We start from the raw sequence: 21,356 nt of genomic DNA, 5'->3' as shown, positions 1-21,356 counted from the left end.
CGCCCCCAGACCCCCGCTTCGGCCTGAACGGCCTCGTCCTCAAACGCCGGACGGGCTGGAAGTGGCTGGGCTGCCTCGTGCTCGAATGCCGGGCGGGCCATGGGTACCCGAACGACGGGCCATGGGTACGAACGCCGAGAACCCCGGCGCCCGCCCTGGGGAAGGGCTAGGTGCCGGGGTCCTCGGATGAAGCTCTTGGGTTCGTACCCGCGTGGCGAACGCAGGCCGCGTACGAACCCGGGTGCCGGGTGGGAGCGGATGAGAGAGGGCCCGCTCGGTTCCCTCCGGCGTCAAATCAAGTGTCAGCCCTTGAGGGCCACGACCTTGGAAGCAAGCGCCGACTTCTTGTTGGCGGCCTGGTTCTTGTGGATGACGCCCTTCGAGACGGCCTTGTCGAGCGCACGCGCGGCGGCGCGCTGGAGCTCGGTGGCCTTCTCGACGTCACCCGCGGCGGCGGCCTCGCGAGCCTTGCGGATCGCGGTCTTGAGCGAGGACTTGACGGCCTTGTTGCGAAGGCGCGCCTTCTCGTTCGTCTTGTTCCGCTTGATCTGGGACTTGATGTTCGCCACGAATGAGCCTTTACAGGTTCAGGCACGCGAGACTGGACGTCTCACGCGCCGGTGATTTCTTGAAGAGGTGCCTCGCGCTGAGAGGGCAGGAGACACAGCCACCCAGGCTACCAGTCGCCTTCCGGGCCGCCCAAACCGGTCGCAGCCTCCCGCGCGTGGGACCATGGAAGCTACGTATCGATCCGACCCGAGACCGCAGAGACTGCGGACGCCTCAAGAATCAGGACCCTGCGTGCCCGCGATCCCTAGCCATGTGCCCGAGCCGAGCCGTACCGACCCGGCTCTGATCCGCAACTTCTGCATCATCGCGCACATCGACCACGGCAAGTCCACTCTCGCCGACCGGATGCTCCAGCTGACCGGCGTCGTCGAGCAGCGGCAGATGCGCGCTCAGTACCTCGACCGCATGGACATCGAGCGCGAGCGCGGCATCACGATCAAGTCCCAGGCGGTGCGTCTGCCGTGGGCCCCGACCCACGATCCGGGCAACACGCACATCCTCAACATGATCGACACCCCTGGCCACGTCGACTTCACGTACGAGGTCTCGCGGTCGCTCGCCGCCTGCGAGGGGACCATCCTCCTCGTCGACGCCGCCCAGGGCATCGAGGCCCAGACCCTCGCCAATCTCTACCTGGCGATGGAGAACGACCTCACGATCATCCCCGTACTGAACAAGATCGACCTGCCGGCCGCGCAGCCCGAGAAGTTCGCCGAGGAGCTCGCCAACCTCGTCGGCTGCGACCCCGACGACGTGCTGCGGGTGTCCGCGAAGACGGGTGTCGGCGTCGACACGCTGCTCGACAAGGTCGTGCGGGAGATTCCGGCGCCGGTCGGCGTCGTGGACGCTCCCGCCCGCGCGATGATCTTCGACTCCGTGTACGACTCGTACCGCGGCGTCGTCACGTACGTCCGTGTCATCGACGGCCAGCTCAACAAGCGCGAGCGCATCAAGATGATGTCCACGGGCGCCACCCACGAGCTGCTGGAGATCGGCGTCAACTCGCCCGAGATGCTCCCGGCCGACGGGCTCGGCGTCGGCGAGGTGGGCTACCTCATCACCGGTGTGAAGGACGTCCGCCAGTCCAAAGTCGGTGACACCATCACCAGCCAGGCCAAGGGCGCCACCGAGCCGCTGGGCGGCTACAAGGACCCCAAGCCCATGGTCTTCTCGGGCCTGTATCCGCTCGACGGCTCGGACTACCCCGACCTGCGCGAGGCCCTCGACAAGCTCCAGCTCAACGACGCCGCGCTGGTCTACGAGCCGGAGACCTCCGCCGCCCTCGGCTTCGGTTTCCGCGTCGGCTTCCTGGGGCTGCTGCACCTCGACGTGATCCGCGAGCGGCTGGAGCGCGAGTTCGGGCTCGACCTGATCGCCACCGCGCCGAACGTGGTCTACCGCGTGATCATGGAGGACGGCACCGAGCATGTCGTCACCAACCCGAGCGAGTTCCCCGAGGGGAAGCTCGCCGAGGTGTACGAGCCGGTCGTACGGGCCACGATCCTCGCGCCCACCGAGTTCATCGGCGCGATCATGGAGCTGTGCCAGACCCGCCGCGGTGCCCTGCTCGGCATGGACTACCTGTCCGAGGACCGCGTCGAGATCCGCTACACCCTTCCGCTCGCCGAGATCGTCTTCGACTTCTTCGACCAGCTGAAGTCCAAGACCCGCGGGTACGCGTCCCTCGACTACGAGCCCACCGGCGAGCAGAACAGCTCGCTGGTCAAGGTCGACATCCTGCTGCACGGCGACAAGGTCGACGCCTTCTCGGCGATCACCCACAAGGACCAGGCATACGCGTACGGCGTCCGGCTCGTCGCCAAGCTGAAGGAGCTCATCCCGCGGCAGAACTTCGAGGTGCCGGTGCAGGCCGCCGTCGGCTCCCGGGTGATCGCACGCGAGACCATCCGCGCCATCCGCAAGGACGTCCTGGCCAAGTGCTACGGCGGTGACATCTCCCGTAAGCGGAAGCTGCTGGAGAAGCAGAAGGAGGGCAAGAAGCGGATGAAGATGGTGGGTTCCGTGGAGGTTCCTCAGGAGGCCTTCATTGCCGTGCTGTCCAGTGATGACAGCGCGGGGTCGGCCAAGGGCAAGAAGTAACCACGAGTTACCCGCGGGTACCTCGCCAAAACGGGTGCAACAGGGGTTCGTCGTATGAAAGTGCGGCGGGCCCCTGTGCGTACTCCCGGTCGCGCTCTGTAGGAAGTGACAGGCCGCTGCCCCTTACGCACCGGCCGGTCGGGCTCTACCCTGATCCCTGCTCGATAGTTACTCGCGAGTTAAACAACCGTTCGCGAGTGACACCAGCCGCAATGAGTCAGCCGCAATGAGCCAGTCGCAATGAGTCGGTCGCATTGAGCCAGTCCATTGAGTCAGTCGCAATGAGTCAGCAGCACATGAGCCAGCCGCACTGTCGCGGGCCCCGGAGGATGTCGTGAGCGACACACAGACTTTGATCGAGAACCGTCCGCCGTCCGTGGCGGCCCTCTTCCTGGAGCGCGTGGCAGCCACGCCGGACGCCGAGGCCTACCGCTACCCCGTACCCCCCGCCTCGGGTACGGGCCCGGACGACTGGAAGTCGCTGAGCTGGGCCGGGGCTGCCGAGCGGGTCTATGCGATCGCGGCGGGACTCATCGAGCTGGGTGTGCAGCCGGAGCAGCGGGTGGCGCTCGCGTCCTCGACGCGGGTCGAGTGGATCCTCGCCGACCTCGGCATCCTGTGCGCCGGGGCGGCCACGACGACGATCTACCCGCAGACGAACGCCGACGAGTCGGCCTTCATCCTTTCCGACTCCGAGAGCAAGGTGCTCATCGCGGAGAACGCCGCGCAGCTGGCCAAGGCGGAGGAGAAGCGTGCCGAGCTTCCCGAGCTGACCCATGTCGTAGTGATCGATCCGGCGGGCGTCGAGACCGGTGACCGGGTGCTCACGCTCGCCGAGCTGGAGACCCGCGGGGCCGCGTACCTGGAGAAGCACCCCGAGCTGATCAAGGAGCGGGTCGGCGCGATCACCAAGGACCAGCTCGCCACCCTCATCTACACCTCCGGCACCACTGGCCGCCCCAAGGGTGTGCGCCTGCCGCACGACAACTGGGCGTACATGGCGAAGGCGATCGCCGCGACCGGACTGATCAGCGGCGAGGACGTGCAGTACCTGTGGCTGCCGCTCGCGCACGTCTTCGGCAAGGTGCTCACCTCCGGTCAGATCGAGGTCGGACACGTCACCGCGGTCGACGGGCGCGTCGACAAGATCATCGAGAATCTGCCGGTGGTGCAGCCGACGTACATGGCGGCCGTGCCGCGCATCTTCGAGAAGGTCTACAACGGCGTGGCGGCCAAGGCCCGGGCCGGCGGCGGCGCCAAGTACAAGATCTTCCAGTGGGCGGCCGGGGTCGCGCGCGAGTACGCCAAGGTCTCGCAGGACAACTTCCGCCGTACCGGCACCCACTCCGTGCCCTTCGGTCTGGCCGCCAAGCACAAGACCGCGGACGCGCTGGTCTACGCCAAGATCCGCGAGGCGTTCGGCGGCAACCTGCGCGCCTGTGTCTCCGGTTCCGCCGCCCTCGCTCCGGAGATCGGGTACTTCTTCGCGGGCGCCGGCATCCACATCCTGGAGGGCTACGGCCTCACCGAGTCCTCCGCGGCCTCCTTCGTGAACCCGGGTGAGGCGTACCGTACGGGCACGGTCGGCAAGCCGCTGCCCGGCACCGAGGTGCGCATCGCGGACGACGGCGAGATCCTGCTGCGCGGCCCCGGCATCATGGAGGGCTACCACGGGCTGCCGGAGAAGACCGCCGAGGTCCTGGAGCCGGACGGCTGGTTCCACACCGGTGACATCGGCGAGCTGTCGCCCGACGGCTATCTGCGGATCACCGACCGCAAGAAGGACCTCATCAAGACCTCCGGCGGCAAGTACATCGCGCCCGCCGAGGTCGAGGGTCAGTTCAAGGCGGTGTGCCCCTACGTCTCCAACATTCTCGTGCACGGCGCCGACCGGAACTTCTGCACCGCGCTCATCGCCCTCGACGAGGTGTCCATCCTGGAGTGGGCGAAGGAGAACGGGCTGGAGGGCAAGTCGTACGCCGACATCGTCGCCGCGCCCGCCACGGTCGAGATGGTCGAGGGCTACGTCAAGCAGCTCAACGAGGGTCTTCAGCGCTGGCAGACCATCAAGAAGTTCCGGCTGCTGCCGCGGGATCTCGATGTCGAGCACGGGGAGATCACGCCGAGCCTGAAGTTGAAGCGGCCGGTTGTGGAGCGGGAGTACAAGCATCTGATCGATGAGATGTACGCCGGTAGTCGCGAAGCCTAGGGGTGCCTGGGGTTGCGAGGTGTCTGCGGGCCGTCTGCGGGCCGTCTGTGGCTTGTCGCTCCCCCAAGTTTCTCGGCTTCTCCCCCAAGTTCTCGACTTCGCTCGAACAGGGGGGACCCCATGAACAGGGGGAACCCCCATCGCGGCGGAGTCGCACCATGTCACGGCCCCGCGCCCCTAGAACACGCGCCCCCCGGTCACCAACTGCTGTAACTCCCGGACCTGGATGCGAAGTTCCGCCAGGTCCGGGAGTCCATCACCCGTCAGCCGCTTCTCCAGAGCCGCGAGCCGGCTGCTCAGCTCCACGCAATGCACCTGCTCCCGGGCCAGCAATCGTTCCAGTTGCTGGTTCTTGCGGTGCAGGTCCAGGAACACCGTCACCTTGGCGCGCAGTACCCAGGGGTCGAACGGCTTCGTCAGATAGTCGGCGGCCCCGGTTGCGTAGCCGCGGAAGGCGTATCCCGCGTCGGCGTCCGAGCCGGTCAGGAAGATGATCGGGACGTCCTTGGTCTGGTCGAGCCGTTTGATGTTCGCGGCGGTCTCGAAACCGTCCATGCCCGGCATGCGTATGTCCAGCAGGACGACGGCGAAGCGCTGTCTGAGCAGCGCCTTCATCGCCTCTTCTCCTGAACGCGCGCGTACCAGCGGCTCGTTGAGGGATCCCAGGACGGCCTCCAGCGCTATCAGGTTGTCCTCCATGTCGTCCACCAGGAGGATGCTGGCGCGGTCGTCGGATGCTTCCTCGATACGCATCGTGTGGGTGCCTCAATCGATGGTCGGCGGGACGGCGGGCTCCCCGGGGGCTCCCCCGAGTTCTCGGCCTCGCTCGAGCAGGGAGGTGCTCCCATCCCCCTCGGCGGCGGTGTGCCCCTCCCTCTCCACGCTGTCCGGGTCCAGGAGGGCGCACACGACGGTCAGCAGCTGGTCGACGTCCACCGGTTTGGGCACGTAGTCGTTGGCGCCGCGCGCGATGGACTTCTCGCGGTCCCCGGGCATCGCCTTCGCGGTCAGGGCGACGATGGGCAGGCCCGTCCAGCGGGGGGTGCGGCGGATGGCGGAGATGGTCTCGTAGCCGTCCATCTCCGGCATCATGATGTCCATCAGGACGAGTTCGACGTCCGGGTTGCGCTCCAGCGTCTCGATGCCTTCGCGGCCGTTCTCCGCGTACAGGACGGGCATGCCGACGCGGCCCAGGACATGGGTGAGCGCGAAGACGTTGCGGATGTCGTCGTCGACTATCAGCACCCGCCGGCCGGGCAGTACCTGGCCGGCCCGGCCCGACTTCCACGCCTCCAGCTTGGTGGGCGCGGGCCAGGCGTCGTCGGTGTCATGGCCGGTGTATGGCTCGCTGGACACCTGCTCGGGGACGGGTGCCGGACGGTCCTGGGGAGTGGTTCCGGCCACCGTGTGCCCGGGGCTGAGGACCGGCACGTACAGCGTGAACGTCGACCCCTTGCCGGGCACGCTCTCCGCGATGATCTTCCCGCCCAGCAGGCCCGCGATCTCCCGGCTGATGGACAGACCGAGGCCCGTACCGCCGTACTTGCGGTTGGTGGTGCCGTCGGCCTGCTGGAACGCCTCGAAGATCACCGGGAGTTTCTCGGCCGCGATGCCGATGCCGGTGTCGGAGACCGCGAAGGCGATCACCTCCTCGGTGTCCTCCCGGGTGTAGCGGTGGTCGGGGTCCTTGACGAGGCCGACGGTCAGTTCGACCCCGCCGGTGGCGGTGAACTTGATGGCGTTCGAGAGCAGGTTGCGCAGGATCTGCTGCAGCCGCTGTTCGTCCGAGTACATATCGCGCGGTACGTCCTCGCCGACCGTCACGTCGAAGGCGAGCCCCCTGTCGAGGGTGAGCGGGCGGAAGGTGGCATGGACGTAGTCCAGCAGCTTGATGAGGGGGAGCCTCTTGGGGCGTACGTCCATCCGGCCCGCCTCGATCTTCGACAGGTCCAGGATGTCGTTGATCAGCTGGAGGAGGTCCGAGCCCGAGCGGTGGATCGTCGTCGCGAACTGCACCTCCTGTTCGGAGAGGTGGCCGTCCGGGTTGTCGGAGAGCAGGCGGGCCAGGATCAGCAGGGAGTTCAGCGGGGTACGCAGTTCGTGGGACATGTTCGCCAGGAACTCCGACTTGTACTGCGACGACGTCGCGAGCAGCGCGGCCTTCTCCTCCAGTTCCGCGTTCGAGCGCTGCAGCTCCGCCTGCTGCTTCTGGAGTTCGTCCGAGCGCTCCTGCAGCTGCATGGCCAGGCGCTGGGACTCGCCGAGCAGGGACTCGGTGCGGGAGTTGGCGATGATGGTGTTGATCGCGACGCCGATGGTGTTCACGAACTGGTCGAAGAAGGCCAGGTGGACGTCGGAGAAGCGGGAGAAGGACGCCAGTTCGATGACGCCGAGGAGCTTGTCCTCGAAGAGGATCGGGATGATGACCACGCTGGTCGGGGCGGCCTCCCCGAGCCCGCTGTTGATCTTGATGTAGTCGGGCGGGGCCTCCTCGACGAGGATCCGCTTCTTCTCGCGCGCCGCCTGGCGGACCAGGCCGTGCACCGGGAGGCCGCCGGTCTCGACGGTCGTCTCCTGCGCCGACCCGTACCCGGCGATGAACGCGAGCCCCTTCGCGGGCACGGTGGTGCGCACCGAGGCGCCGTCCTCGCCCGGGTCGGCCAGATAGAACGCGCCGTACTGCGCGTTCACCAGCGGGGTCAGCTCGCGCAGGATCAGGTCGGCGACCTCCATCAGATCGCGGTGTCCCTGCATCAGCGCGGCCAGCCGGGCCAGGTTGGACTCCAGCCAGTCCTTCGCGCGGGTCGTCTCGCGGAGGTTGGCCACCATCAGGTTGATGTTGTCCTTCAGCTCGGCGACCTCGCCGCGCGCCTCGACCGTGATCGAGCGGGACATGTCGCCCTGCGCCACGGCGGACGCCACCTCCGCGATCGCGCGGACCTGGGTGGTGAGGTTCAGCGCCAGCTCGTTCACGTTCGTCGTCAGGCGCTTCCAGGTGCCGTACACGCCCTCGACCCGCGCCTGGCCACCCAGTTGGCCCTCGCTTCCCACCTCGCGGGCCACCCGTGTGACCTCGGAGGAGAAGGAGGAGAGGGTGTCCACCATCGTGTTGATGGTGGTCTTCAGCTCCAGGATCTCGCCGCGCGCGTCCACGTCGATCTTCTTCGACAGGTCGCCCTGGGCCACCGCCGTCGCGACCTGGGCGATGTTGCGCACCTGTGAGGTGAGGTTGTCGGCCATGTAGTTGACGTTGTCCGTCAGATCCCGCCAGACGCCGGAGACACCGAGCACCTGGGCCCGGCCGCCCAGCCTGCCGTCCGTGCCGACCTCCCGGGCCACGCGGGTGACCTCGTCCGCGAAGGCGCGCAGCTGCTCCACCATCGTGTTGACGGTGTCCTTCAGTTCGAGGATCTCCCCGCGGGCGTCGACGGTGATCTTCTTGGACAGGTCGCCGTTGGCGACGGCGGTCGTCACCTGGGCGATATTGCGGACCTGAGAAGTCAAGTTCAGCGCCATGAAGTTGACGTTGTCGGTGAGGTCCTTCCAGACCCCGCTGGCGCCCCGCACCTGCGCCTGACCGCCGAGGTTTCCCTCGGTGCCGACCTCGCGGGCGACGCGGGTGACCTCGTCGGCGAACGCGGAGAGCTGGTCGACCATCGTGTTGATGGTCGACTTCAGTTCCAGGATCTCGCCCTTCGCCTCGACCGTGATCTTCTTGCCGAGGTCGCCCTGGGCGACGGCGGTCGACACCAGCGCGATGTTGCGCACCTGTGAAGTGAGGTTGTCGGCCATGAAGTTGACGTTGTCGGTGAGGTCCTTCCAGACCCCGCTGACGCCCCGCACCTGGGCGCGTCCACCGAGGTTCCCCTCGGTGCCGACCTCGCGCGCGACCCTCGTCACCTCGTCGGCGAACGCGGAGAGCTGGTCGACCATCGTGTTGATCGTGGACTTCAGCTCCAGGATCTCGCCCTGGGCGTCGACGGTGATCTTCTGGCTCAGGTCGCCGTTGGCCACGGCGGTGGTCACCTGGGCGATATTGCGGACCTGCGAGGTCAGGTTCGAGGCCATGAAGTTGACGTTGTCGGTGAGGTCCTTCCAGACCCCGCTGACACCCCGCACCTGAGCACGCCCGCCCAGCTGGCCCTCGGTGCCGACCTCCCGCGCCACACGCGTCACCTCGTCGGCGAACGCGGAGAGCTGATCCACCATCGTGTTCACGGTGAGCTTCAGCTCCAGCAGCTCGCCGGTCGCCTCGACCGTCACCGTACGGGTCAGGTCCCCGCGCGCCACCGCAGTCGTCACCAGCGCGATGTCCCGCACCTGCGCCGTCAGCCGCGAGGCCATCGTGTTGACCGCCTCGGTCACATCCCGCCAACTGCCCGAAAGGCCCCGCACCTTGGCCCGGCCGCCGAGCCGTCCCTCGGTGCCGACCTCGCGCGCGACCCGGGTCACCTCGCCCGTGAACAGGGACAGCTGGTCGACCATCTTGTTGACCGCGCGGCCGAGGCGCCGCAGGTCGCCACGTAACTGGCGGCTGCCGTCGTGCAGATCGACCCGCTGGGTCAGATCGCCCCCGGCCACCGCGTCCAGCACCCGTGTGGCGTTGGCCGCCGGGGCCACCAGCGCGTCCAGCACCTGGTTGACGTCGTTGACCCTGGACGTCCAGGCGCCCTGGCCCGGACTCGCCGACACCCGCTCGTCGAGCCGGCCGTGCCGCACCAACTCCCGCTTCACGCGTTGCACTTCCGCGTTGAAGTGGGTGGTGCGGTCCATGATCTGGTTGAACACAGCGTTCAGTTCGGCCACCAGGCCCTGTCCGGTCTCCGGCACTTTCGTGAAGTCGCCGTCACGGGCGGCCGTCATCGCGGCGAGCAGGGGACGTAGATCCGATGCTCGAATCTGTCCGTCTTCGACCACATCTGTAGCACTGTTCTCACTCATGGCGGCCCACTTCGGTAACTCGGCGCTTATGGGCGTGGTCAGTCTGTCACTCTGTCCGCATCGCCAGAGGCCTATTCGTCCGAACTCCTCGGGGAGCTGTCCATGGGGGCCATTCCGACGCAACGGGAGACCATGTCCCGTGCCCCTGATGCGCCCGTGCACGACGGCGCAGGGGTGTGCGCGGTGGTGCGTACGACACTGCCCGGGGGCCCGCTCGCGGCGGGCGCCGCCCGCCGGTTCGTGCGCGCCGCCCTCACCGAGTGGGCCAAGGGCGCCGAACCGGACACGTTCACCGACCGGCTGGCCGACGACGCCCTGGTCGTCGTCAGCGAACTCGTCACCAACGCCGTCGTGCACGCCGGCACGGACATCGACCTGGTCTGCCGGCTTCACGACGCGGAGGACGACCCGGCCGGCGTCGTCGTCGAGGTCTCCGACCACCACCCCTCGCGCGCGGTACGGGACGACGGCACCGAGCACCCCTACGGCATACCCGAGTACGGTCGCGGCCTCAGGCTCGTCTCCTCGCTCTCCACGGCCTGGGGGATCACCTACCGCACCGGGGCCAAGACGGTCTGGGCGCGGCTGCCCCTCGACGGCGCCCTGGACGCCGAGGAGAAGATCGAGGCGTACGCCGGTGAGAGCGCCCTGGCACGAGGGCTGAGCGCGGCCGAGATCCTCGGGCCCGAACTCTCCGCCTTCGCCGAGCCCGCACGCTGCGCGTACGACCGGGAGTGGCGGGGCCGCGGCGCCCTCTCCTTCCTCGCCGAGGCCTCCGACCTGCTGGCCGGACAGCTCGACGAGGACCTGGTCGCCGCGCTCACCGGACAGCTCCTCGTACCGCGGCTCGCGGACTGGTGCGCGGTGTGGCTGGAGGACGAGGCCACCGGCTGGCACGGGCCCGAGGAGGTGGTGACCACCGGACCGCGGCTGGCCCGTGTCTGGCACGGCAGCGAGAACCGTATCGAGGAGCTGCGCCGGGCGCTGGAGAAGGACCCGCCCCGGCTGCCGGAGTCGGTGCGCTCCCGAGCGGTGCCCGTGCCCTGGCCCGGCGAGGCACTGGGCCCGAGAGGCGCGACCGGGGCCGCGCTCGCCTACCGGCTGATCGCCGGCGGCCGGCCGCTGGGCACGCTGGTCATCGGACGGGCGGGGTTATTGCGCTTCCCCGACGAGGTCACCGGGCTCGTCGAGGACCTCAGCCGCCGGGTGGCGCTGGCCATCGGGGCGGCCCGGCGGTACACGCGCCAGGCCACCATCAGCCGGGTGCTGCAGCGCGGTCTGCTGCCCGGAGCGGTCGCCGAGATCCCCGGGGTGCGCAGCGCGCTCGTCCACGAACCGTGCGACAAGGGCGGACCGAGCGGCGACTTCTACGACCTCTTCCCGGCCGGCGACGGACGGTGGTGCTTTGCGCTCGGCGACGTCCAGGGCAAGGGACCGGAGGCGGCGGTCGTGATCGGGCTCGCCCGGCCCTGGCTGCGGCTGCTGGCCCGGGAGGGCTACGCGGTCCCCGACGTCCTGGACCGCCTCAACCAGCTCCTGCTGGATGACGCGACGGAGGCCTCGGACGCGGCGGCGCGGGCGCTGGTCGCGGCGGGCGCTCCGATGCCGGTCGCCGACTACGGCCCGCACGCCCGCTTTCTTTCCCTCCTCTACGGCGAGCTGGTCCCCTTCGAGGGCGGGGTGCGCTGCACGCTCGCCGCCGCCGGGCATCCGCTGCCGCTGCTGCTGGGCCCGGACGGCGACGTACGGGTCGTGGCGCAGCCGCAGACGCTGCTCGGGGTCGTCGAGGACGAGACGTACGCCTGCGAGACCTTCGAGCTGTATCCCGGCGACACACTCCTGTGCGTCACGGACGGGGTGACCGAGCGGCGCAGCGGATCACTCCAGTTCGACGACGGCGACGGACTGGCAACGGCGCTCGCCGGCTGCGCCGGGCTGAACGCACAGCTGATCGCGGAGCGGATCAGGAGGCTGGTGCACGAGTTCGGGGGGAAGCCGCCGGAGGACGATCTGGCGCTGCTGGTGCTGCAGGCGGAGTGACCAGCGGGAATGCGGACTGACCAGCGGGAATCAGGACTCCCGGCAGTACGGGACAATGGAGGACATGCCTTCCGCACTCCCCGACGGCGAGCCCGTCCCCGCCGACGGCGCACTGCCCGCGCAGGCGCTCGCCGGTGCCGCCGAGCGCCCCCTCGGGTTCTACCTCCATGTGCCGTACTGCGCGACGCGCTGCGGCTACTGCGACTTCAACACCTACACGGCGACGGAGCTGCGCGGCACGGGCGGGGTACTGGCGTCCCGCGACAACTACGCGGAGACGCTGATCGACGAGATCCGGCTGGCCCGCAAGGTGCTGGGCGACGACCCGCGCGAGGTCCGCACGGTCTTCGTGGGCGGCGGCACGCCGACGCTGCTGGCGGCCGACGACCTCGTACGGATGCTGAGGTCGATCCGTGACGAGTTCGGTCTCGCGGACGACGCCGAGGTGACGACGGAGGCGAACCCGGAGTCGGTGGACGAGCGGTATCTGGCCACGCTCCGGGAGGGCGGCTTCAACCGGATCTCCTTCGGTATGCAGAGCGCCCGCCCGCACATCCTGAAGATCCTGGACCGTACACACACCCCGGGCCGCCCCGAGGCGTGCGTGGCCGAGGCGCGGGCGGCGGGCTTCGCACATGTGAACCTGGACCTGATCTACGGCACACCGGGGGAGTCGGACGAGGACTGGCGGGCTTCGCTGGACGCGGCGCTGGGCGCGGGTCCCGACCACATATCGGCGTATGCGCTGATTGTCGAGGAGGGCACGCAGCTGGCGCGCCGTATCCGCCGGGGCGAGATCCCGATGACGGACGACGACGTCCACGCGGACCGTTATCTGATCGCGGACGAGGTGCTCGGGTCGGCGGGCTACGACTGGTACGAGGTCTCCAACTGGGCCACGTCGGAATCCGGCCGCTGTTTGCACAACGAGCTGTACTGGCGCGGCGCCGACTGGTGGGGCGCGGGCCCCGGCGCGCACAGCCACGTGGGCGGGGTGCGCTGGTGGAACGTGAAGCATCCGGGGGCGTATGCGGCGGCACTGGCGGAGGGCCGCTCCCCGGGCGCGGGGCGGGAGGTCCTGTCGGAGGAGGACCGCCGGGTCGAGCGCATCCTGCTGGAGCTGCGGCTGCGGGAGGGGGTGCCGTTGTCGCTGCTGCGCGAGGAGGGGCGCGCGGCTTCGCGCCGGGCGCTGGCGGACGGGCTGCTGGAGGAGGGGCCGTACGGGGAGGGGCGGGCCGTTCTCACGTTGCGGGGGCGGTTGCTGGCGGATGCGGTGGTGCGGGACCTGGTGGACTGATCACTCCGGCGAGTGAATGGGCGCGGAACGCCGGTTCGGTCCCTAACCTGGTTCGTAGGCTGCCGCCAAAAGGACGCGGCGGATGTGGAGGGCCACGGAGATGACCGCTGTGGACGAGCGTGGGATGACGAAGTTCTTCGAGGAGTTCGAGCCTCCCCGGGGTATCAAGGTCGAGCTTCTCCGGGGGGAAATCGTGATGATGGCCACTCCCGATCTGGTGCACAACCGGATCGTGGTGGACGTGCAGGACCAGATCCCGCGCAAGCGTTGGGAACGGCTCCAGACGACAGACGTGGACATTATCGACGAGGCCAGCGAGCCTGTGCCGGACCTGTTGGTGCTGGAACGCGGCATTGCCCCGCAGTCGGGGCGTCTGCTGCCCTCTCAGTTGGTCACGCTGGTGGTCGAGGTGGTTTCCAAGACAAGCGTCGACCGAGACTACGGGGTCAAGCGGTCCATCTATGCGGCGGGCAAGATCCCTGCGTATCTGATCATCGACCCGATCGTGGCGCACTGCGTTCTGCTCACAGAACCTGTCGGCGACGGGGATGTGGCCGACTATCGAGCGCAGCGGATTACGAAGTTCGGCGACCCCCTTCCGCTGGACTCCCTTGGCCTCGAACTGGACACCAGCGAGTTCGGAACCCTCACAGGAGTCCGGCGTCACCACTTGCCGTGACGAAATCGATCAGTTCCTCCACCCTCCCCAACAACTCCGGCTCCAGATCCTTGTAAGACCCCACCCGCTTCAGGATCGCCTGCCACACCGCGCCGGTGTTGTCCGACGGCCAGCCCAAAGCCCGGCACACCCCCGTCTTCCAGTCCTGCCCGCGCGGCACCCGCGGCCACTCCGCGATGCCCAGCGCCGCCGGCTTCACGGCCTCCCAGATGTCGATGTACGGGTGGCCCACCACCAGGGCGTGCTCGCTCGTCACCGACTCCGCGATCCGCCACTCCTTGCTGCCCGGAACAAGGTGGTCCACAAGGACGCCCAGGCGGGCGTCGGGGCCGGGGGCGAAGGACGCGACGATCGAGGGCAGGTCGTCGACGCCCTCCAGGTACTCCACCACCACGCCCTCTATGCGCAGGTCGTCGCCCCAGACCTTCTCCACCAGTTCCGCGTCGTGGCGGCCCTCCACATAGATGCGGCCCGCCCGGGCCACCCTCGCGCGTGCGCCGGGGACGGCCACCGAGCCCGAGGCCGTACGGGTGGGGCGCGCGGGGGCGGCCGATGACGGGCGTACCAGCGTCACCACCCGGCCCTCCAGCAGGAAGCCCCGCGGCTCCAGCGGGAACACCCGGTGCTTGCCGAAGCGGTCCTCCAGGGTCACCGTGCCCGCCTCGCAGCGGATCACCGCGCCGCAGAAGCCGGTGCGCGGCTCCTCGACCACCAGACCGGGGTCCGCCGGGACCTCCGGTACGGGCTTGGGCTTCTTCCACGGCGGGGTCAGGTCCGGCGAGTACTGGCGCATTCGAGTGACGATAGGAGAAGCCCGGACCCGAAGGGCGTACAAGGTCCTACGACACGCCGAAACGCGCCGCCAGCTCGTCCCGCTGCGCCCGGACGAACCCCGCGTCCACCGCGGCGCCGTGCCCCGGCACGTACACCGCGTCCTCCCCACCCAACTCCAGCAGCCGGTCCAGGGCCGCCGGCCAGTGCGAGGGGATCGCGTCCGGGCCCGCCTGGGGCTCGCCGGACTCCTCGACCAGGTCCCCGCAGAAGACGATCTCCCGGTCCCCCGGGACGAGGACCACCAGGTCGTGGGCCGTGTGGGCCGGGCCCACGTTCGCCAGCAGGACCTGCACCCCGCCCAGGTCCAGCGTCCACTCGCCCGAGACCTGGTGGCGCGGGTGGACCAGCACGTCCGCGGCCTCGGCCGCCTCGGCCGGGTCCAGACCGTTGCGGACCGCGTCCGCGACCAGTTCGCCGCGCTCGTGGACGAACACCGTGTCCACGCCCACCGCCCCGAACACCTCCGCGCCCGCGAACGCCGCCGCCCCGAAGACATGGTCGAAGTGCGGGTGCGTGAGCGCGAGATGCGTCACACGCCGGTCCGCACCCAGGGGCGCGAGCAGCCGTCGCGTCGCGCTGCGCAACCGCGCGCCCTCCGTCAGGCTCGACCCTGCGTCGATCATGAGTGCCCCGCGGTCGCCGACCACCAGGCCCGCCGTGCAGTCCCAGACCGGAAGCCGGGTGCGCCCCGCCCTCGGACCGAGCGCCTCCCACCCGGACCCTTCCCACAACACCGTCATACGGCGACGCTATCGGCAGGCGCCCGGCCTGGCAGGACACCACAGGACAGGTCGGTACACGTCGGTACGACAGCGGGGCCCGCCCTTGCCGGGGGCGTACCCGGCCGCCGTACACTGGGCCGGGATGCTGGCACTCGCACGCGAAGAGTGCCAGGGGAAGCGTCAAGGGGACGAATCGCTGGAGGTGTGCGCGATGCTCAGTGAACGCAGGCTCGAAGTGCTGCGCGCCATCGTCCAGGACTACGTCGGCACCGAGGAGCCGGTCGGCTCCAAGGCGCTCACCGAGCGGCACAGGCTCGGCGTCTCCCCGGCCACCGTCCGTAACGACATGGCGGTGCTGGAGGACGAGGGCTACATCGCCCAGCCGCACACCAGCGCCGGACGCATCCCCACGGACAAGGGCTACCGCCTCTTCGTCGACAAGCTGGCGGGCGTCAAGCCGATGACCGCGCCCGAGCGCCGCGCGATCCAGAACTTCCTGGAGGGCGCCGTCGACCTCGACGACGTGGTGGCGCGTACGGTGCGGCTGCTTGCGCAGCTCACCCGGCAGGTCGCCGTCGTGCAGTACCCGTCGCTGACGCGTTCGACCGTGCGGCATGTGGAACTGCTGTCGATGGCGCCCGCGCGTGTGATGCTGGTGCTGATCACGGACACCGGACGGGTCGAACAGCGCATGATCGACTGCCCGGCGCCGTTCGGAGAAACGTCTCTTGCGGATCTACGCGCGCGGCTCAACAGCCGGGTCGCCGGCCGTCGTTTCGCGGACGTTCCGCCACTGGTGCAGGACCTGCCCGAGGCCTTCGAGGAACCGGAGGACCGAGGCGCCGTCTCGACGGTGCTCTCCACCCTGCTGGAGACGCTCGTGGAGGAGACCGAGGAGCGGCTGATGATCGGCGGCACCGCCAATCTCACCCGCTTCGCGCATGACTTCCCTCTCAGTATTCGCCCCGTCCTGGAGGCACTGGAGGAGCAGGTCGTGCTCCTCAAGTTGCTGGGTGAGGCGAAGGATCCGGCCATGCGGGTGCGTATCGGCCATGAGAACGCGCACGAGGGACTCAACTCCACGTCCGTCGTCTCCGTCGGCTACGGTTCGGGCGGCGAGGCAGTAGCGAAACTCGGCGTGGTCGGACCGACCCGCATGGATTACCCGGGAACGATGGGAGCGGTACGAGCGGTGGCACGGTACGTCGGACAGATCCTGGCGGAGTCGTAAGTGGCCACGGACTACTACGCCGTACTCGGCGTGCGCCGCGACGCGTCGCAGGAGGAGATCAAGAAGGCGTTCCGTCGGCTCGCCCGCGAGCTGCACCCGGACGTCAACCCCGATCCCAAGACGCAGGAGCGGTTCAAGGAGATCAACGCCGCGTACGAGGTGCTCTCGGACCCGCAGAAGAAGCAGGTCTACGACCTCGGCGGCGATCCGCTGTCCCAGTCGGGCGGCGCCGGTGCGGGCGGCTTCGGCGCGGGCGGCTTCGGGAACTTCTCGGACATCATGGACGCGTTCTTCGGTACGGCGTCGCAGCGCGGTCCGCGCTCGCGCACCCGCCGGGGACAGGACGCGATGATCCGGCTGGAGGTCGAGCTCGACGAGGCGGCCTTCGGTACGACCAAGGACATCCAGGTCGACACGGCCGTCGTCTGCAACACCTGCAACGGTGAGGGCGCCGCGCCCGGCACCTCCGCGCAGACCTGTGACATGTGCCGTGGCCGTGGTGAGGTCTCGCAGGTCACGCGGTCCTTCCTGGGTCAGGTCATGACGTCCCGGCCGTGCCCGCAGTGCCAGGGCTTCGGCACGATCGTCCCGAACCCGTGCCCGGAGTGCGCGGGCGACGGGCGGGTGCGGTCGCGGCGGACGCTCACCGTGAAGATCCCGGCCGGTGTCGACAACGGCACGCGGATCCAGCTCGCGGGCGAGGGCGAGGTCGGGCCCGGCGGCGGTCCCGCCGGCGACCTGTACGTCGAGATCCACGAGCTGCCGCATCCGATGTTCCAGCGGCGCGGCGACGACCTGCACTGCACGGTCACCATCCCGATGACGGCGGCGGCCCTCGGCACGAAGGTCCCGCTGGAGACGCTGGACGGCCTGGAGGAGGTCGACATCCGCCCCGGCACTCAGTCCGGGCAGTCGATCCCCCTGCACAACCGCGGTGTCACGCACCTTCGGGGCGGAGGCCGGGGTGACCTGGTGGTCCATGTCGAGGTCCAGACCCCGACGAAGCTCGACCCCGAGCAGGAACGCCTGCTGCGGGAACTGGCGAAGCTGCGGGGTGAGGAACGGCCGCAGGGGCAGTTCCAGCCGGGGCAGCAGGGGTTGTTCTCGCGGCTGAAGGATGCGTTCAACGGGCGGTGACGTGGGGTGGGTACCCGGCGTTCGGTAGGCAGCCGGCGCCGGGGTGACCGTGCTGGGGGCTGCCGCCCCCGGACCCCCGCTCCGGCCCGAACGGCCTCGTCCTCAAACGCCGGACGGGCTGAGATTGCCTGGGCCGGGCTGGGAAGTGGCTGTCGGGACCGAGAGCCGTAGCCCCTGCGGGTGGGTGGGGGTTCGGGATGGCCGGTCTCGTCCTCAAACGCCGGACGGGATCCATGGGCTGCAACCCCTCGAGCTGATTGCTTTCCCCTGGCATATGCCAGGGGGCGGCCGGATTCGGACTTGTTCGGGGGACGTGGCACCATGCGGTCATGTCCTCCCCGCTGAACGATCTCCTCCGGCACCCGATCGTGCAGGCCCCCATGGCCGGCGGTGTCTCCGTGCCGCAGCTCGCCGCCGCCGTGTCCGAGGCCGGTGGCCTGGGGTTCCTCGCCGCCGGGTACAAGACCGCCGACGGCATGTACCAGGAGATCAAGCAGCTCCGAGGGCTCACCGGCGACCCCTTCGGCGTGAACCTGTTCATGCCGCAGCCCGAGTACGCCGACCCCGCCGTCGTCGAGGTCTACGCCAACCAGCTCGCCGGCGAGGTCTCCTGGTACGACACGGAGCTGGGCGACCCCGAGAGCGGCCGTGACGACGGCTACGACGCCAAGCTCGCCGTTCTCCTCGACAACCCGGTGCCGGTGGTCTCCTTCCACTTCGGGGTTCCCGAGCCGGCGGTGCTCGACTCCCTGCGCCGCGCGGGCACCCTCACCCTGGTCACCGCGACCACCGCGGAGGAGGCCCTCGCGGTGCAGGAGGCGGGCGCCGATGCCGTGATCGTGCAGGGCGTCGAGGCCGGCGGCCACCAGGGCACCCACCGGGACGTCCAGGAGGAGAACGACGGCTCCGGCATCGGGCTGCTCTCGCTCATCGCCCAGGTGCGGGAGGCCGTGAGCATCCCCCTCGTCGCCGCCGGCGGCATCATGCGCGGCAGCCAGATCGCCGCGGTGCTCGCGGCGGGCGCGAGCGCGGCCCAGCTCGGCACCGCGTTCCTCGCGACGCCCGAGTCCGGCGCCAACGTCCTGCACAAGCGGGCGCTCACCGACGACCGGTTCGTGCGGACGGAGCTGACGCGCGCGTTCTCCGGGCGCCCGGCGCGCGGTCTGGTCAACCGTTTCATGCGGGAGCACGGACCGTACGCGCCCGCCGCGTACCCCGAGATCCACCACCTCACCTCGCCGCTGCGCAAGGCCGCCGCCAAGGCGGGCGACACGCAGGGCATGGCGCTGTGGGCCGGACAGGGCCACCGCATGGCCCGCGACCTGCCCGCCGGAAAACTGGTTGAGGTGCTGGCGGCGGAGCTCCAGGAGGCGACGACAGCGTTGTCGACGGGAGGTGCCGGGCAATGACGGCTCCCGTGTTCGTCGTGGACCAACTCGAAGGGCTCGGGCGGGAGTTCGTACTCGACGGCCCGGAGGGGCGGCACGCGGTCTCGGTGAAGCGGCTGCGGCCCGGTGAGGACGTGGTCCTCACCGACGGGCGCGGGCGCTGGACCGAGGGCGTGGTGAAGGCCGCCGAGGGCAAGGACCGTCTGGTGGTCACGGATCTGGAGTCCGTCCACGAGGAGCCCCCGGCGTCCCCCCGTATCACCGTCGTCCAGGCGCTGCCCAAGGGAGACCGGGGCGAGCTGGCCGTGGAGACGATGACCGAGGTGGGCGTGGACGCGATCGTCCCGTGGGCGGCCTCCCGGTGCATCACGCAGTGGAAGGGCGACCGAGGACTGAAGGCGCTCGCCAAGTGGCGGGCCACCGCCCGCGAGGCGGGCAAGCAGTCCCGCCGGGTGCGCTTCCCGGAGGTGGCGGACGCGGCGACGACCAAGCAGGTTGCCGCACTTCTCGCCAAAGCCGATTTCGCCGCGGTTCTGCACGAGAGCGGCGACGAGCCCCTGGCGGCCGTGGAACTCCCCGCCGAGGGCGAGATCCTGCTGGTCGTGGGGCCCGAAGGGGGCGTCTCCCCGGAGGAGCTGGCGCTGTTCGGCGAGGCAGGTGCCAGGGCGTTCCGGCTGGGGCGTACCGTCCTGCGTACATCGACCGCGGGCACCGCGGCGGCCGCGCTGCTGCTCGGCCGCACGGGACGCTGGTCCTGACCCACGGGGGACACCATGGAACTCGCCCAGGTACGGCTGCTGGTCTCGGACTTCGCCGACTGCTACCGGTTCTACGCCGAAGTCCTCGGTCTCAAGCCCCAGTCCGGGGCGGTGGACGGGCCGTACGAGAAGTTCAGCGCCGCCACCGGCTCGGCGGGCATCGCGCTGCAGGACCGGTCGATGATGGCCGAGGTCCTGGGCGAGCTGGGCGACGAGGCGTCGGGCCACCGCTCGCTGGTGGTGCTGCGTGTGGACGACCTGGACGCGTACTGCGAGCAGATAACCTCCCGCGGCGCGACCCTGCTGCACGGCCCGGCCCCCATGACGGACCGGATGCGGGTCGCCCACCTCAAGGACCCGGAGGGCAATCTGGTGGAGCTCCAGGAGTGGCTCCTGCTCCGCGGCTGACGACCGCCGGGAAGAGTTCCCAGCCGTCCACCTCCCCGCCCCCGGACAGCAGCCCGCGTTCCCGCGCCGCGTCGACGAGCCGTCGTACGACACCGGGTTCATGGAGGTTGAGCGCGTTCCCGTGCCCGTCGCCGACGCACCCCGACGGCAAGAAGCCGTCGGGGACGTAACGGCCCCGCCCCGCGCGGAAGACGACACACGTCCGCACGCCGTCCCGGTACAGGACGAGGTCCTCGCGGCACATCCGGCCGTCCCCGGTGCCGTGACGGTGCCGCACCGACCAGAGATACCTGGTGCGTTCGTCCACGACGAGGCGTCTGAGGCGGCGTTCGTTGCGCATGCGCCCCATTGTGAGCCCGGGCGTGCGCATGGCCGTATGCGCTCTACCGTCGCGGGCGGGACAGTGGCAGGCTGCCCTCCATGGGGGCATTGAGGCGGATTTGGCGGCGGCCGCAGGGATTACGGCTAGCGGCGGTGACCGGGCTCGTGGTGGTCGCCGTGGGCGGAGCCGTCGCGTGCCAGCCCGGTGATCTGAGTTCCGCGTCGGTGGCGTACACGACGGACCAGACCGCGACAAAGGAGCTGGAGCGGCAGCACGTGAAGGTGCGCTGGCTCAGTTGCACGGGCAGCTACGGCACCAAGGCCTCCACGTCCGGCCGGACGCCCGCCCCGACCGAGACCACTGTGGTCAGCGTCGACTGCCAGGGACAGACGAACGACAACAGGGACATCACCGTCAAGGGCAGGGTCACCCGTGCCGTCGACGGCAAGTGCGTCCGCGGGGACCTCAGGGCCACCGTGGGCGGCAAGGAGGTGTTCCACGTCAGCGGCCTCGGCAACTGCGAGGCCAGTACACCGACGCCACCCGTCTCGTACCACCCGATCACCCCGGGGCAGCCCGGGCCCACCGTCACCGTCACGAAGACGATCTGGTGCCAGGGCGACCCCACCTGCTGGCCGGTCCAGGGCAAGTGACCGGGGCAGGGGACGGAGTCACGTGAGAAAACCCTGTCCAGGAGCGGGATCGCTGCTTAGGGTGACC

At 69.6% G+C, this 21,356-nt stretch carries 17 protein-coding genes; 11 read left to right on the top strand and 6 right to left on the bottom strand.

Going from position 1 to position 21,356, the window contains the following annotated elements:
* Positions 1-302: 302 nt before the first annotated feature.
* A complete protein-coding gene (gene rpsT, locus ABT186_RS28490) occupies positions 303-569 on the bottom strand; it encodes a 30S ribosomal protein S20 (protein ID WP_310776735.1) in 267 nt (88 codons plus the stop codon).
* Positions 570-801: 232 nt separating this feature from the next.
* On the opposite strand from rpsT, the gene lepA reads away from it, so the two are divergent.
* Positions 802-2,670, top strand: a complete 1,869-nt coding sequence (gene lepA / locus ABT186_RS28485) for a translation elongation factor 4 (RefSeq protein ID WP_351230342.1) — start codon at positions 802-804, stop codon at positions 2,668-2,670.
* Positions 2,671-3,004: 334 nt separating this feature from the next.
* On the top strand, positions 3,005-4,879 hold the full coding sequence (locus tag ABT186_RS28480; RefSeq protein ID WP_351230344.1) for an AMP-dependent synthetase/ligase: 1,875 nt from the start codon (positions 3,005-3,007) through the stop codon (positions 4,877-4,879).
* A 177-nt stretch (positions 4,880-5,056) separates the two neighbouring features.
* On the opposite strand, the gene ABT186_RS28475 is transcribed toward ABT186_RS28480, so the two are convergent.
* Complete coding sequence (locus ABT186_RS28475) at positions 5,057-5,632, bottom strand: response regulator (protein ID WP_351230346.1); 576 nt, start codon at positions 5,630-5,632, stop codon at positions 5,057-5,059.
* A 12-nt stretch (positions 5,633-5,644) separates the two neighbouring features.
* Entirely contained in the window at positions 5,645-9,820 is a 4,176-nt protein-coding gene (locus tag ABT186_RS28470; protein ID WP_351230348.1) for a HAMP domain-containing protein, read from the bottom strand.
* Between the two features lie 102 nt (positions 9,821-9,922).
* On the opposite strand from ABT186_RS28470, the gene ABT186_RS28465 reads away from it, so the two are divergent.
* The 3 genes from ABT186_RS28465 to ABT186_RS28455 all read left to right on the top strand — a co-directional run bounded on the left by ABT186_RS28465 (position 9,923) and on the right by ABT186_RS28455 (position 13,836).
* The gene (locus ABT186_RS28465; protein WP_351927455.1) at positions 9,923-11,860 is read left to right on the top strand and encodes a SpoIIE family protein phosphatase; all 1,938 of its coding nucleotides are present in this window, start codon (positions 9,923-9,925) and stop codon (positions 11,858-11,860) included.
* A gap of 64 nt (positions 11,861-11,924) precedes the next feature.
* The gene (gene hemW / locus ABT186_RS28460; protein ID WP_351927453.1) at positions 11,925-13,157 is read left to right on the top strand and encodes a radical SAM family heme chaperone HemW; all 1,233 of its coding nucleotides are present in this window, start codon (positions 11,925-11,927) and stop codon (positions 13,155-13,157) included.
* A 100-nt stretch (positions 13,158-13,257) separates the two neighbouring features.
* Positions 13,258-13,836, top strand: a complete 579-nt coding sequence (locus ABT186_RS28455; RefSeq protein ID WP_351230353.1) for a Uma2 family endonuclease — start codon at positions 13,258-13,260, stop codon at positions 13,834-13,836.
* Here the strand turns inward: ABT186_RS28455 and ABT186_RS28450 are convergent.
* Both ABT186_RS28450 and ABT186_RS28445 read right to left on the bottom strand, forming a co-directional pair.
* Entirely contained in the window at positions 13,805-14,629 is an 825-nt protein-coding gene (locus tag ABT186_RS28450) for a DUF3097 domain-containing protein (protein ID WP_351230354.1), read from the bottom strand. The two genes, ABT186_RS28455 and ABT186_RS28450, sit on opposite strands and share 32 nt — an antisense overlap.
* 46 nt (positions 14,630-14,675) lie before the next feature.
* Positions 14,676-15,410 carry an MBL fold metallo-hydrolase gene (locus ABT186_RS28445; protein ID WP_351230355.1) on the bottom strand — a complete coding sequence of 245 codons (735 nt, stop codon included), beginning with the start codon at positions 15,408-15,410 and terminating at the stop codon, positions 14,676-14,678.
* 193 nt (positions 15,411-15,603) lie between these two features.
* Between ABT186_RS28445 and hrcA the strand changes: the two genes are divergently transcribed.
* The 5 genes from hrcA to ABT186_RS28420 all read left to right on the top strand — a co-directional run bounded on the left by hrcA (position 15,604) and on the right by ABT186_RS28420 (position 20,314).
* Entirely contained in the window at positions 15,604-16,623 is a 1,020-nt protein-coding gene (hrcA, locus tag ABT186_RS28440) for a heat-inducible transcriptional repressor HrcA (protein WP_351230382.1), read from the top strand.
* Positions 16,624-17,760, top strand: a complete 1,137-nt coding sequence (gene dnaJ, locus ABT186_RS28435; RefSeq protein ID WP_351230356.1) for a molecular chaperone DnaJ — start codon at positions 16,624-16,626, stop codon at positions 17,758-17,760.
* Positions 17,761-18,089: 329 nt separating this feature from the next.
* Entirely contained in the window at positions 18,090-19,169 is a 1,080-nt protein-coding gene (locus tag ABT186_RS28430; protein ID WP_351230357.1) for a nitronate monooxygenase, read from the top strand.
* Positions 19,166-19,906, top strand: a complete 741-nt coding sequence (locus ABT186_RS28425; RefSeq protein WP_351230358.1) for a 16S rRNA (uracil(1498)-N(3))-methyltransferase — start codon at positions 19,166-19,168, stop codon at positions 19,904-19,906. Before ABT186_RS28430 ends, ABT186_RS28425 begins: the two co-directional genes overlap by 4 nt.
* A gap of 15 nt (positions 19,907-19,921) precedes the next feature.
* Positions 19,922-20,314: a VOC family protein gene (locus tag ABT186_RS28420; protein ID WP_351230359.1), complete on the top strand. Its 393-nt coding sequence runs from the start codon at positions 19,922-19,924 to the stop codon at positions 20,312-20,314.
* On the opposite strand, the gene ABT186_RS28415 is transcribed toward ABT186_RS28420, so the two are convergent.
* The gene (locus ABT186_RS28415) at positions 20,256-20,654 is read right to left on the bottom strand and encodes a hypothetical protein (RefSeq protein WP_351230361.1); all 399 of its coding nucleotides are present in this window, start codon (positions 20,652-20,654) and stop codon (positions 20,256-20,258) included. The two genes, ABT186_RS28420 and ABT186_RS28415, sit on opposite strands and share 59 nt — an antisense overlap.
* A gap of 80 nt (positions 20,655-20,734) precedes the next feature.
* Between ABT186_RS28415 and ABT186_RS28410 the strand changes: the two genes are divergently transcribed.
* Entirely contained in the window at positions 20,735-21,289 is a 555-nt protein-coding gene (locus ABT186_RS28410; protein ID WP_502973347.1) for a hypothetical protein, read from the top strand.
* The last annotated feature ends 67 nt before the right edge of the window (positions 21,290-21,356 follow it).

The organism is Streptomyces sp. NPDC001634, from assembly GCF_040298185.1.
Taxonomy (GTDB): domain Bacteria; phylum Actinomycetota; class Actinomycetes; order Streptomycetales; family Streptomycetaceae; genus Streptomyces.
This window is presented reverse-complemented; position numbering and strand designations above follow the sequence as displayed.

Coding starts and splice junctions, on each gene's coding strand:
- ABT186_RS28475 (WP_351230346.1), bottom strand. CDS start 5,632: ATGCGTATCGAGGAAGCATCCGACGACCGCGCCAGCATCCTCCTGGTG.
- ABT186_RS28470 (WP_351230348.1), bottom strand. CDS start 9,820: ATGAGTGAGAACAGTGCTACAGATGTGGTCGAAGACGGACAGATTCGA.
- ABT186_RS28465 (WP_351927455.1), top strand. CDS start 9,923: ATGGGGGCCATTCCGACGCAACGGGAGACCATGTCCCGTGCCCCTGAT.
- hemW (WP_351927453.1), top strand. CDS start 11,925: ATGCCTTCCGCACTCCCCGACGGCGAGCCCGTCCCCGCCGACGGCGCA.
- ABT186_RS28455 (WP_351230353.1), top strand. CDS start 13,258: ATGACCGCTGTGGACGAGCGTGGGATGACGAAGTTCTTCGAGGAGTTC.
- ABT186_RS28450 (WP_351230354.1), bottom strand. CDS start 14,629: ATGCGCCAGTACTCGCCGGACCTGACCCCGCCGTGGAAGAAGCCCAAG.
- ABT186_RS28445 (WP_351230355.1), bottom strand. CDS start 15,410: ATGACGGTGTTGTGGGAAGGGTCCGGGTGGGAGGCGCTCGGTCCGAGG.
- hrcA (WP_351230382.1), top strand. CDS start 15,604: ATGCTCAGTGAACGCAGGCTCGAAGTGCTGCGCGCCATCGTCCAGGAC.
- ABT186_RS28430 (WP_351230357.1), top strand. CDS start 18,090: ATGTCCTCCCCGCTGAACGATCTCCTCCGGCACCCGATCGTGCAGGCC.
- ABT186_RS28425 (WP_351230358.1), top strand. CDS start 19,166: ATGACGGCTCCCGTGTTCGTCGTGGACCAACTCGAAGGGCTCGGGCGG.
- ABT186_RS28420 (WP_351230359.1), top strand. CDS start 19,922: ATGGAACTCGCCCAGGTACGGCTGCTGGTCTCGGACTTCGCCGACTGC.
- ABT186_RS28415 (WP_351230361.1), bottom strand. CDS start 20,654: ATGCGCAACGAACGCCGCCTCAGACGCCTCGTCGTGGACGAACGCACC.
- ABT186_RS28410 (WP_502973347.1), top strand. CDS start 20,735: ATGGGGGCATTGAGGCGGATTTGGCGGCGGCCGCAGGGATTACGGCTA.